We start from the raw sequence: 9,436 nt of genomic DNA, 5'->3' as shown, positions 1-9,436 counted from the left end.
CCCGATGAGGAAACCAGCGACTGGAGAGCCGTGTGCGGGAAAACCGCACGCACGGTTCGGAGGGCGGGGAGGAAACTTCCCGACCCCTATCGGGCGACCGTTGCCAAAGAGTCGACGTCAACGGCTGCTGGTATTAGTTTCCACCGGCAGTCCGACCCGCCATGAATGAAACCCAGCCCGCGGGAGTCATGGCCATGGCTTTTCCCTTTTTAAGGCGGATGACGCGGGATAAGGAGGGGATGAAGGGGATGGCGCTCGCGATCAGGCTTGGGCGGTGATGCGGCGGATTTCGAATTTGGGTCGGCCAAAGTTGATCGGGAGGCGAAACAGCTTGCCGGGCGCCCATGGATGGTTTCGGCGTTGCGGGACATGCGCGTCGCTCAGCGCGCCGACGAACTTGAGTTCGATGATGAGCTGATCCTCGACTACGAGGTTGGCGGTATATTCGCCGACAAGCACGTCGTCGTAAAAGACTACGATTCCCCGCTGCTGCAAAACGCCGAGTCCGGACTTTCGCATCTCATGCGCAAGGGTTTTCTCGTAGACCTTTTCAATGAATCCGTGACCGAACGCATTAGCAACCCGAAAAGCTCACCCAATGATCCGTTCGGTGACCGGCTCCCACAGTCGCGCATCCCTTTCATCCATCTTCATCCCGCTAATCCGCCTTAAGAAACCTGCCTTGGCGTCCGTGCTGACGCCTGAAGGGCGCGCGAAGGTCGTACGCCGCTTGTATTAACGCACCATGAACCCCTCCGGGCGTGGACAACCCATGGAGCGTTTCTATTTAGGTGCCGTCATGGCCGGGCGCGCGCTGTGCGTGTCCCGGCCATCCGCGCTTCATCGGCTGGTGCGCGGATGGCCAGGACGCCCGAAGCAGGTGTCTGCCCATCCCACACCTACTCCACCCGCTCCACCCGCCGCAGTGTCGGAAACAGTTTCATCCACAACAACGCCACGGCGATGGTCCCCACGCCACCCAGCACTGCCGCCGGCATCGCACCGAACAACGCGGCGGTCATACCACTCTCGAATTCGCCAAGCTGGTAAGACGTGTTGACAAACAGGTAATTCACCGCGCCGACCCGCCCGCGCATCTCGTCCGGCGTAGCCGACTGAACCAGGGAAATACGGATCACCATACTGATCGTATCGGCCGCCCCCATGACGGCCAGCGCGCCGATCGACAGCCACAACGAATGCGACAACGCGAACACGATCGTCGCCACGCCGAAAACGATCACCGCCTGGAACATCCGCATCCCCGCTCGGCGGTTGATCGCATAGCGGGCCAGCACGCCTGTCATCACCAGCGCACCCACCGCCGGCGCGCCGCGCAGCACGCCCAGCCCCCACGGCCCGGTATGCAGGATGTCACTGGCATAGATCGGCATCAGCGCCGTCGCCCCACCCAGCAGCACGGCGAACAGATCGAGCGAGATGGTCCCCAATATCGCCGGATTACGCCGCACGAACGCCACGCCGGCGAATAACGCGCCGAGTGTCGGCCGCTCACTCGCCGTGATCCGCCGATCGATTTTGATAGTCCCGCTCAGCATCCCCGCCAGCACAGAGAAGACCGCCATCACCGCGTAGGGCACGCCGGGTGACACCGCATAGGCCACCCCGCCGAGCGCCGGACCACTGATCGTTGCCGCTTGCATCACACCTGTCGACAGCGCGGTGGCTTTCTGCAGCATCCCGTCCGGCGAAACCCCAGGCAGCAGAGCCCCCGCCGCCGGCCCCTCAAACGCGATCGTGGTGCCGAATATCACGACAGCGGCAAAAATCTCATGCACCTGCAGCCATCCGGCAAAACTGCCCCACGCCAGAAACGCCGCGATCGAACCGTCCACGATCTGACAGACCATCACGATGCGCCTGCGGTCATACCGATCCGCGACATGTCCGGCGACGAACGTCAGCAGCACCGTGGGGACGAACTGCGCCAACCCCACCATGCCCAGATCGAACGCACTCCCGGTCAGAGCATAAACCTGCCACCCCACCGCCACGGTCGCGATCTGATACGAAAATTCGGCAAAACCCCGTCCCAGGAGATACTGCAGGAACGGCTGGTGACGGATCAGAGACGTAGACATGACGGCGGTTAGACCAGCCTCGGCAGATTGCGGGAACTGTGCACCAAGCGCTCGATGCGCACGGCGTTCTCGTCCGGCAGATCGCGATACAGCACGAGATACCGGCCGTGCACCGCCATGCGCAACCCAGGTCCAAGATCGGTGCGAGCCGGATACAGCCCCGGCGTCTCACCAATCGCCCGGCACGTCGCTTCCAGCTCGGCAATAAAACTAGCAGCCCGGACCGGGTTGTCGCGTGCAATGTACTCGGCGATCTCCTCCAGATCGATCGCCGCGCGTGGCGAGAGAAGCAGCCGGCGCGGCGCTGTCACGCGGCCGGCGGCCGGCCAAACCGGGCGCGCAGTCGGGCAAACACAGCGTCAGCCTCCAGGCTCGGCCCACTGTCGATACCCTCTCGCACCAGGCGGCGCAGTTCCTCGGTCTCCAAGGCCTCGATCTTGCGGCGCAAACGCCAATCACGCAGGGCATCGCGCACCACTTCACTGACGCTACCGTAGTCGCCGCCTTCAACGGCGGCTCGCACCTCGGCCGCCATGTCGGGAGTCAAGGCAACACTGAGTTTTTCCACATTGGCCATGCCCGTATGATGCCATGGGGAATGGACGGTAGCAACATTTCCTACCGACGGTGGGTCGACACTCTAACCCGCCCCCCGAGCAAACCCCACCGCCAGCGGCGTCTCCTCCCCCAGCGTGTACCGGGTCAGCGCGAACGACACCACCGCGCCGATCAGCGACAACGCCCCCGCCAGCACGAACGCCGAGGAAAAACTGCCCGTCGCCTGCACGATGTAACCCGTAACGATCGGCGCCAGCAGCCCGAACACATTCCCGCCCAGCACCATGAACGCAAACGCCCGTCCGCTATCCCCCTGAGACCGCAATAGATCGTTGGTCAGCGCCGCGTTGGTCGCCGTGGCTGTCCCGCCGAAGCTGATCGGGAAGATCGTCAGGATCACCACCACCGTCAGCGAATCCACGAACGGAATCGCCAGACCGGCCGAACACAGCAGCAGGCACACCACCACCACGTTGCGCCGAGCCCCATTGCGCATGGTCTGCGGGGTCAGGATCCGATCGCTGATCCAGTTCGTCACGATGATCACCACCCCGCCCACAAGGAACGGCACTGAGGTGAACAACCCGGAGTTCACGATCGACAGCCCACGCACGGTCTGCAGATAGTTCGGCAGCCAGCTCAGATACAAATAGACCGAATACACCGCACAACCCTGGGAGATCGCCAACCCCCACATCGATGGCGACCGCAACAGACCCCGATAACCGACGCCACCGCCCGACCGAGCCGGCTCGCCCTCATGCCGCTCCGCCAGGATGCGCCGCCGCTCCGGCTCCGGGATCCAGCGTGTCTTCTCCGGCGTGGAAACCAGCGCGATCCACACCGCCACCCAAAGCAACCCAACCGCGCCGGTGATCAGGAATGACCAGCGCCACGACGTCTCGGCGATCAGCCACGCCACCACAGGCGCGCTCAGCGCCGGCCCGAACAGCGTGCCCGCCTGGATCAGCCCGACCGCCAGCCCGCGTTCGGTGTAAGGCGCCCAATCCCGAACGGCGCGGTAGCTGACCGGGAATGTCGGCGCCTCGCCGGCCCCTAAACCAAGCCGAGCGATGATCATGGTGACGAAGCCGGTCGTGGCGCCGGTCAGCATCTGCGCCACGGACCAGAACGCGGCCCCGATCGCCGCCAGCCGATGCGCCCCCAGCCCGTCCACCAGCCGCCCGCTGGGCAGCATCATCACGACATAGGCCCAGAGAAACGATGAGAAAAGGTAACCAAGTTGGACCGGTGACAAACCGAAATCCTGAGCGATCGAACGGCCCGCGACCGACATGTTGATGCGGTCCAGATAGCAGATCACATTGAACACAAAGAGCAGAAAATACACCCAGTAGCGGCGTCGCGTCATCGTCTCGGCTTCCCCTGTCATGGCTTCTGATTGGCCAACAGCCCACCGTAGCAGACCATCTCCCCGAGTCGAATCGCGATCAGCCGATGGTGGCCCGAGCGAACGCCTGGATATAATCCACCAGCGCATCGGACCCGCACGCCGCGGCCTCCGGCTCGCCATCCGCAATGGCCCGAGCGATCGTCGCATGCAGCCGGGCGGACAACGGCAAGTCGGCCGCCTGCTTGTAATGCACATACCAGAAGCGCCGAGACAGCCCGTTCATCTGGCTCATCGCCGAGGCCGCAAACTCATTACCCGACGCATCCAGCACCAGCAGATTGAACGCCCGATCCAGCCGCATGAACGCGATATCGTCGTTCAGCACGGCGGCCTGATCCATTCCCGACGCGATCTCCCGGAACTGAACCCGCTGCACGGCCGAGGCCCGCCTGGCCGCCGACCGCGCCAAAAGCCGCTCGATCTCCCGCCGAGCCTCCAGCAGCCGCAATTGCCGCACCGGATCAATGTCGGACACCACGATGCCCCGCCGCGGCATGATCACGACCAGCCATTCCCGCGCCAGCCGTTGCAGCGCCTCCCGCACAGGGGTCCGCCCAACCCCCAGGCGACGGCTCAGGATCGCCTCCGACACGACGGTCCCAGGCGGAATACGCAGCGTAACGATCTCTTCCTCGAGCGCCCGATAGGCTTTGTCGGTCAGCGTGTCACTGTGCGGGAAATCGTCGTTCGACAGGCTGTCCATGTCGTCTACAAATCGGCCAGCCGGATCCAGAACCCGACCGCCAGTGCCACGACCAGTCCGGACACGATCACCGGCAAGCTGGGCGGAAACCGAGTCAACTTACTGGCGACCAGCACCCACAACACGAAGCAGCCCACCGCGATGACGATGCCGCCAACCAGCGACGCAATATTGCGCTTACGCGGTTCAGCGCCCCGAATGGTAATGGCCACGCCTCTATTCCCCCGCCATCGCAGCCGGCCGGCGCACCTTCGGCAAGTCGTCCCGGATGAAACGAGTATCGTAACCATTGAACAGATGACCCAGCAGCCTCCGGTTCAGGTCGCTGGTGCCGAACAGCCAGTCGGCGAACGGATAGGTCAGGTTCATGTTGTGATTCATCATGATCGCCGTGTTGTGGTGGGCGATGTGATGCCGCCTGATCGTGTTGACGAACGGCAGATGCCGCACGATCCGGTCGTCGTGGACATGGCAGCACCAGTGGAAGAACTCATAGTTCATATACATGCCCGCCGCCGTGCAGACCGTGAACCAACCGGCATTGGCCGACCAGACCGCAGCCAACACCAACCCGCCCACCGAGGCCATCACCAGGAAGGCAATCAGCGCATAGGGCGGAAAGAACACGATCCGATAGTCCCGCACCGTATCGTGAAAAGGCGCGTCCTGCGTGAAGAACTGATGATGCGCCAGCGTATGGCGATTGTAGATGCCCATCAGCCCCGGACGCGGGCGGTGCATCACCTGGGCATGCAGGAACCACTCGAAGATATTGGCCAGGATCACCACGACAGGGATGATGGCGATTTCCCCCAACGTGGCCGCATGGATGTGCTGCGCGGCATACCAGAGCGTGGCCCCACCGATCAGGTAGATCAGCGCAACATGCACCAACCCATGATAGGCCGGCGCGATCTGGGCACGATATGCGGCGCGAAAGGCTTCCTGGCGGGCTGACATCATGGCGCGTCTCCTTTGACCAGAAACTAACATATCAGTCGTATGTTTCAAGCCACCCCCGGCGTCACAGGACCTTCACACGCCACCCCGAAGCCATCCGCCACCGCCGATGCTATGTGCCGCCGACCGCCCGCACCGGAGACCTCAACGTGGAATACTCGCGCCATTTCAAATTCCTGATCTGCGCCCCCGCCTTCGACCCCGCCGACCTGGAAGGCCAGCGGCTGCAGGCGATCTCCGAGGAAATCGAGCGCGACGGCTATGCCGTGATGAAAGCCCGCAACGTCGATGACGCCGAACTGGTGATCCAGACCGACGCCGCCGTCGGCTGCGTCCTGCTGGACTGGGGCAAGCGCGGCCCGCAGGGCAAGATGGCCGGCCTCGTCACGCTAATCCGCAAGCGCGGCCTGGACATGCCGATCATCATCCTGGTCCGCCACCACCGCTTGGAGGACATCCCCGTCGACGTCCTCCGCGAAGCTGACGGCTACGTCTTCCTGGCCGAGGAAACCCCCGATTTCATCGCCAAGAACCTGATCAGCCGCCTGCGCCAATACGCCGAGACCCTGAAGACCCCGTTCTTCGGCGCCCTGGTGGACTACGCCGAGGAAGGTAACCAGCTCTGGACCTGCCCCGGCCACAACGGCGGCGTGTTCTACGCCCGCAGCCCGATCGGCCGCATCTTCTTCCAGCACCTCGGCGAAGCCGTGTTTCGAGACGACCTCGACAACTCGGTGCTGGACCTGGGCGACCTGCTGACCCACGAAGGCCCCGCGCTTGCCGCCCAGGAAGAGGCCGCAAAGATCTTCGGCGCCGAACGGACCTATTTCGTGCTGAACGGTACATCGTCGTCCAACAAGGTCGTGCTGCAATCGCTGATCGCCGACGACGACCTGGTTCTTTTCGACCGCAACAACCACAAAGCGGCCCATCACGGCGCCCTGTACCTCGGCGGCGGCATCCCGGTCTTCCTGGAAACCGACCGTAACGCGCACGGTCTGATCGGCCCGATCGACTACGAAGCGCTCGACGAAGAAAAAATCCGCGAGCAGATCCGCACCCATCCGCTGATCACCGACCCCGACGCATGGCGGCGTGAACGCCCATTCCGCGCCGCCGTCATCGAACAATGCAGCTACGACGGCACCATCTACAGCGCCCAGACCATCATCGAGAAACTCGGTCCGCTATGCGACTATATCCTGTTCGACGAAGCATGGGCCGGCTTCATGAAGTTCCACCCGATCTATCGCGGCCGTTTCGCCATGGGATTGGACGGGCTGGGCGCCGGCCACCCCGGCATCATCGCCACCCAGTCCAGCCACAAGCAACTGGCCAGCCTCAGTCAGGCCAGCCAGATCCATATCAAGGACTCGCACATCGCCGGCCAGCGCCGCCGCGTCGAACATCGCCGCTTCAATGAGATGTTCATGATGCACGCCTCCACCTCGCCGTTCTATCCGCTGTTCGCCTCGCTCGACGTCGGCGCCCAGATGATGAAAGGCCGCCAGGGCGAGGTCCTGTGGGACGACACGATCCGCCTGGGCATCGAACTCCGCAAGAAACTCCGAGCCATCGCCCACGAATTCGCCGAAAAGGAAACCGATCCGGAGCGGGCATGGTTCTTCGATCCGTTCGTCCCCGATACGGTCGAATACAACGGGACGACAACGAAGTGGGAGAACCTGCCGACCGACGACCTGGCGTCCGACCCAACCTACTGGGAACTGACGCCCGGCGCCGCCTGGCACGGCTACCGCCACATCGCCCCCGGCTACGCGATGACCGATCCCAACAAACTGACCCTTCTGACTCCAGGCTTCGACCGGCAAACCGGGACCTACACCGAATACGGCGTGCCGGCCCCGGTGCTGGCGCAGTATCTGCGGGAAAACCGGATCGTCGCCGAAAAGAACGACCTCAACAGCATCCTGTTCCTGCTGACGCCCGGCGTAGAATCCAGCAAAGCCGGCACACTGCTCAGCGCCCTGGTCTTCTTCAAACGCCTGCACGACGACAACGTGCCGTTGGAGGAAGTCATTCCCGAATTCGTCCGCAAACGCGCGGACCGCTATGGCGGCATGCGCCTGCGCGACCTGTGCCGCCAGATGCACGCATTCTACCGCGACCAGAATACCAGCACCCTGCAGCGCCTCCAGTTCCGCTCGCGGCATTTCCCCACCCTGGCCATGCGTCCGCAGGAAGCGGTGCGCCGCCTGGTGAAGAACGATGTCGATTATTTGCCGATCGACGAAATCTCCGGCCGCATCGCGACGACACTGTGGGTGGTCTATCCCCCCGGCATCGCCACCATCGTCCCCGGCGAGCGCCTCGACGAACGCGCCCAGCCGATGATCGACTACCTGAAAGTGTTCGAACGCGGCAGCAACCTTTTCCCCGGCTTCGAAAGCGAAATCCAAGGCGTCTACCGCGAGAAGCAGCCGGACGGATCGATACGGATATTCACATATGTGACCCGATAGCAGTCAGATCGTATCGCGCTTCTATGAGGCGCGATACGCGCCTAGTCCATCCACACCAGTTTGATTCCGTTGCGTGAGGCAAATTTACGGGCGTTGTCCTTGATGGTTTTCCTCAGTGCGGTGAGGCCCGCAAGGTCTATGCTGCCAGCCAGGAGCAGGTTCCCTGTGGTCCCGATAATATCTTTCTCCGATATCCGCATCTCTTTGATATCCTTGGCGAACGCGACCTGTTCGAAGATGTGGCCTTCGATCAGAAGATCGGTAAAGTCGACATCGCACAAGGTCATCTGCCGGTAACACGAATTGAGAATATCGTCCAAGAGAGCGTCCGATGCATAGACTGCAACGGCGAACAGCGTGCCGTAGGTTACTCGCGAATTCGCATCCGCCACCGTGAATGTGTCGCCGACATAGTAGATCGCGTTGTCCTTGAGCGAGTCGCGCAGGACAAAATGACTTCCTCCGTACCCCTGAATACCCCCATGCGGACGGCGCCCATAGTTTAACGCAGCGAATTGCTGTCGTGCCTTGGGATTGAAATGCGCATTGTTGGCTGCGTATTCGGTTTGCCCGGACGCATTGGTACCGACCGCGGTCAGGCCACCTGTCTGCATGAACCGGGAAACACCCTGCATCCCTGGATTGTTGATATTGCTCCCGAATGTCACCCGCGTATCCGCGGCATCGCGCGCCAGCGCCGGATTCATGGCGCCGTCGGCCAGTCGCATCTCACGTTTCGTGGTGCCGTCTGCCTGCGTAACGTCGCGCAGAGCCAGATCGTACATCTGGGCGTAGGTTTTCCACGTATTCTCCACCGTGAAGTACGATTGCGCCTTGAAATTGATCGTGAGATCCGCCATCTGCAACATAAAGGTAACGTTCTTTATGACTTCCCGTATCTGCTTGTCCTTGAACTTGCGGAATTCATTGCGTGCTTTCAGCCGAGCGAAAAGCCGCGCATAGAGCGCGTCGGCACCGGTATTGAGAGAGCGTATCTCGCCCCGTGCAAAATGCTGCATCACCACGGCGGCCGAAATGCCCTGCTGGCTGTCAGGCAGTTGCGTCGGCATGGCCGCTTTCGCCCAGCCCGTCGGCTTGGGCGGAGGCGTCGCGGGAAGCGCGGGCATTCCGCCGGCCGGCACCTTTGGATCCGGCAGTTGGGGCAGGGGCGGCATCGTTTTCGGCTGAGCACGGAACCAATCCGGCATCACACGGT

General features: G+C 62.6%; 10 protein-coding genes. 1 reads left to right on the top strand and 9 read right to left on the bottom strand.

Features of this window, described 5'->3' with window-relative positions:
• Positions 1 to 261 precede the first annotated feature (261 nt).
• The 8 genes from GSQ89_RS39995 to GSQ89_RS03110 all read right to left on the bottom strand — a co-directional run bounded on the left by GSQ89_RS39995 (position 262) and on the right by GSQ89_RS03110 (position 5,740).
• Positions 262 to 555, bottom strand: coding sequence for a GxxExxY protein (locus GSQ89_RS39995; RefSeq protein ID WP_216855987.1), 294 nt, complete (start codon positions 553 to 555; stop codon positions 262 to 264).
• Positions 556 to 899: 344 nt separating this feature from the next.
• Positions 900 to 2,102 carry an MFS transporter gene (locus tag GSQ89_RS03140; protein ID WP_158921910.1) on the bottom strand — a complete coding sequence of 401 codons (1,203 nt, stop codon included), beginning with the start codon at positions 2,100 to 2,102 and terminating at the stop codon, positions 900 to 902.
• An 8-nt stretch (positions 2,103 to 2,110) separates the two neighbouring features.
• The gene (locus tag GSQ89_RS03135) at positions 2,111 to 2,413 is read right to left on the bottom strand and encodes a type II toxin-antitoxin system RelE/ParE family toxin (protein ID WP_158921908.1); all 303 of its coding nucleotides are present in this window, start codon (positions 2,411 to 2,413) and stop codon (positions 2,111 to 2,113) included.
• Entirely contained in the window at positions 2,410 to 2,679 is a 270-nt protein-coding gene (locus tag GSQ89_RS03130; protein WP_158921906.1) for a type II toxin-antitoxin system ParD family antitoxin, read from the bottom strand. Before GSQ89_RS03130 ends, GSQ89_RS03135 begins: the two co-directional genes overlap by 4 nt.
• Before the next feature lie 63 nt (positions 2,680 to 2,742).
• Positions 2,743 to 4,032, bottom strand: a complete 1,290-nt coding sequence (locus tag GSQ89_RS03125; protein ID WP_158921904.1) for an MFS transporter — start codon at positions 4,030 to 4,032, stop codon at positions 2,743 to 2,745.
• A gap of 79 nt (positions 4,033 to 4,111) precedes the next feature.
• Complete coding sequence (locus tag GSQ89_RS03120; protein ID WP_158921902.1) at positions 4,112 to 4,777, bottom strand: GntR family transcriptional regulator; 666 nt, start codon at positions 4,775 to 4,777, stop codon at positions 4,112 to 4,114.
• A 5-nt stretch (positions 4,778 to 4,782) separates the two neighbouring features.
• The gene (locus tag GSQ89_RS03115) at positions 4,783 to 4,989 is read right to left on the bottom strand and encodes a hypothetical protein (protein ID WP_158921900.1); all 207 of its coding nucleotides are present in this window, start codon (positions 4,987 to 4,989) and stop codon (positions 4,783 to 4,785) included.
• 4 nt (positions 4,990 to 4,993) lie between these two features.
• Positions 4,994 to 5,740 carry a fatty acid hydroxylase family protein gene (locus tag GSQ89_RS03110; RefSeq protein WP_174254821.1) on the bottom strand — a complete coding sequence of 249 codons (747 nt, stop codon included), beginning with the start codon at positions 5,738 to 5,740 and terminating at the stop codon, positions 4,994 to 4,996.
• 146 nt (positions 5,741 to 5,886) lie between these two features.
• On the opposite strand from GSQ89_RS03110, the gene GSQ89_RS03105 reads away from it, so the two are divergent.
• Complete coding sequence (locus GSQ89_RS03105) at positions 5,887 to 8,220, top strand: Orn/Lys/Arg decarboxylase N-terminal domain-containing protein (RefSeq protein ID WP_158921896.1); 2,334 nt, start codon at positions 5,887 to 5,889, stop codon at positions 8,218 to 8,220.
• Positions 8,221 to 8,261: 41 nt separating this feature from the next.
• On the opposite strand, the gene GSQ89_RS03100 is transcribed toward GSQ89_RS03105, so the two are convergent.
• Positions 8,262 to 9,428, bottom strand: coding sequence for a hypothetical protein (locus tag GSQ89_RS03100; protein ID WP_158921894.1), 1,167 nt, complete (start codon positions 9,426 to 9,428; stop codon positions 8,262 to 8,264).
• Positions 9,429 to 9,436: the final 8 nt, after the last annotated feature.

It is taken from the genome of Acidisphaera sp. S103, assembly GCF_009765975.1.
Classification (GTDB): Bacteria; Pseudomonadota; Alphaproteobacteria; order Acetobacterales; family Acetobacteraceae; genus Rhodopila.
Note: the sequence above shows the minus strand (reverse complement) of the source record. Positions and strands in the feature narration are given on the sequence as shown.

Bases quoted from the DNA above. Each gene is read 5' to 3' on its own strand.
- GSQ89_RS03125 (WP_158921904.1), bottom strand. From the start codon at position 4,032: ATGACGCGACGCCGCTACTGGGTGTATTTTCTGCTCTTTGTGTTCAAT.
- GSQ89_RS03110 (WP_174254821.1), bottom strand. From the start codon at position 5,740: ATGATGTCAGCCCGCCAGGAAGCCTTTCGCGCCGCATATCGTGCCCAG.
- GSQ89_RS03100 (WP_158921894.1), bottom strand. From the start codon at position 9,428: ATGCCGGATTGGTTCCGTGCTCAGCCGAAAACGATGCCGCCCCTGCCC.
- GSQ89_RS03140 (WP_158921910.1), bottom strand. From the start codon at position 2,102: ATGTCTACGTCTCTGATCCGTCACCAGCCGTTCCTGCAGTATCTCCTG.
- GSQ89_RS03130 (WP_158921906.1), bottom strand. From the start codon at position 2,679: ATGGCCAATGTGGAAAAACTCAGTGTTGCCTTGACTCCCGACATGGCG.
- GSQ89_RS03120 (WP_158921902.1), bottom strand. From the start codon at position 4,777: ATGGACAGCCTGTCGAACGACGATTTCCCGCACAGTGACACGCTGACC.